The sequence below is a fragment of the Protofrankia sp. Cr1 genome, assembly GCF_963555865.1.
Classification (GTDB): Bacteria; Actinomycetota; Actinomycetes; order Frankiales; family Frankiaceae; genus Protofrankia.
The window spans coordinates 1-1,680 of sequence record NZ_CAUVXO010000435.1 but is presented as its reverse complement, the minus strand read 5'-3'; the positions used below and the strand labels follow the sequence as shown (position 1 = coordinate 1,680).

2 protein-coding genes are annotated in these 1,680 nt (G+C 68.0%); one reads left to right on the top strand and one right to left on the bottom strand.

Going from position 1 to position 1,680, the window contains the following annotated elements; all coding sequences use genetic code 11:
- The coding region (locus U9980_RS23080) for a serine/threonine-protein kinase (RefSeq protein ID WP_322769863.1) at window positions 1-739 on the bottom strand (739 nt) is incomplete at its 3' end.
- Window positions 740-984: 245 nt separating this feature from the next.
- On the opposite strand from U9980_RS23080, the gene U9980_RS23075 reads away from it, so the two are divergent.
- Complete coding sequence (locus U9980_RS23075) at window positions 985-1,641, top strand: Crp/Fnr family transcriptional regulator (protein ID WP_322769862.1); 657 nt, start codon at window positions 985-987, stop codon at window positions 1,639-1,641.
- The last annotated feature ends 39 nt before the right edge of the window (window positions 1,642-1,680 follow it).

Below are 1,680 nucleotides of genomic sequence, written 5' to 3'. Positions count from 1 at the left end.
GCAGCGCATCCCACAGCGGCTCGGCGAGACCCTCGATCGGTGGCGGAGGGTCGAACGCGTGCGCCCGGATCATGGCGATCGGGTTCGGCGCGGCAAACGGGGGCCGGCCGGCGAGCAGTTCGTACAGGACGACGCCGGCACTGTAGAGGTCCGCGGCGGGCCCCGCCGGCCTGTCGGTGGCGAGTTCCGGCGCCATGTACATGGGCGTGCCGATCGTCACGCTGAGCCCGGCCGCCGACCGTCCCTGGGTGAGCCCGGCGATCCCGAAGTCGGTCAGCATCGCCCAGGGGGTATCCCGGCCGGTCGTGTCGAGGAGAATGTTCGCGGGCTTGACGTCCTGGTGGACGACACCGGCCCGGTGTGCCACCGCCAGGGCCGACAGGACCTGCGCAATCAGATCGACCGCTTGCGCCTGCGGGAGCCGACCGCGCTCGCGCAGGTAGCCGCGCAGGTCCCCACCGTCGACGAGGTCCATCACGATCGCGAAGGTGCCGCCCTCGGCCACGACGTCGCGGACCTTCACCAGGTGCGGGTCGTCCAGAGCCAACAGCACCCTGCGTTCGCGCAGAAAGCGGTCGATGAAGGCCGGGTCCTCGGCCAGCTCGGGGCGTAGCACCTTGACTGCGACCGGCCCCTGGTCACCGGTGCCGTCGTCGAGTCGCTCACCCCGCCACACCTCGCCGCCGGCGCCCCGTCCCAGCGGTTCGTGCAGGACGTACCGAGAACCCAGTCTTCGCATCGCCTGTATTCCCCCTTATGGGCATATACACCGATGACGTGACCCTACGTCGCGCCTGCCGTTGCGCGAGGGAGAATGGTCGATTTCCGCCATCACGTGGGAGCGGACCGTGGTGGTGGCTACCCGACGCATCCTTGTGGCGCAGCAAAAGGGGTACTCTGCGCCACCAGTCACGTGATGGAGGGGAACACGTGTCCGCAGGTGACAGTGGCTATGGCGAGCGTGGCCATAGCGAGCGTGGCCGGATGAGTCCAGGTGACCGCTCGGCTTTTGAAGCACTCGGGACGATCAGAATGTATCGAAATGGTGACATCCTGTTGCGGGAAGGCGATCGCGCCGACCTGACAATGATGATTCGATCGGGGCGGGTGAAGATTGTGACCGTCACTGAAAGTGGCTACGAGACGCTGCTTGCTCACCGTGGCCCCGGTGACCTGATCGGCGAAATGGCGGTCATCGACGGCGAGACCCGCTCGGCGTCGGTGGTGGCGCTGGAGGACGTCGAGGTCGGGGTGGTGTCCGCTGAGACCTTCAGGGCCTTTGTAGATGATCATCCCGAGGTGGCGCGTGTCATGGTGGGCTCGATCGCCCAGCGGCTGCGGGAGTCCGACCGCCGGCGCTCGGAGCTGGGTGCCTATCCGACCGCCGTCCGGCTGGCCCGCCACCTCCTGGAGCTTGCGCAGCGGTACGGGCAGACCCAGCCCGACGGCGGTGTGGCGATCACGCTGCGACCGACCCACCATGACCTCGCGGCTGCGATCGGCGCGTCACGCGAGTCGGTCGGCCGGGACCTCAGCGCCTTCCGTTCCCAGGGAATGATCAGCAACAGGGGGCGGACGATCGTGGTCTCGAAGGTCGAGGAGCTGCGCGCGTTCGCGTACGGCGAAACAACACTCCGCTGAGAGTGCCCGGTAACAGGGGCGTGCCCCTGTTACCGGGCA

What these genes read in the sequence shown, in the direction of transcription:
- U9980_RS23075 (WP_322769862.1), top strand. Translation starts at nt 985, where the DNA reads ATGAGTCCAGGTGACCGCTCGGCTTTTGAAGCACTCGGGACGATCAGA.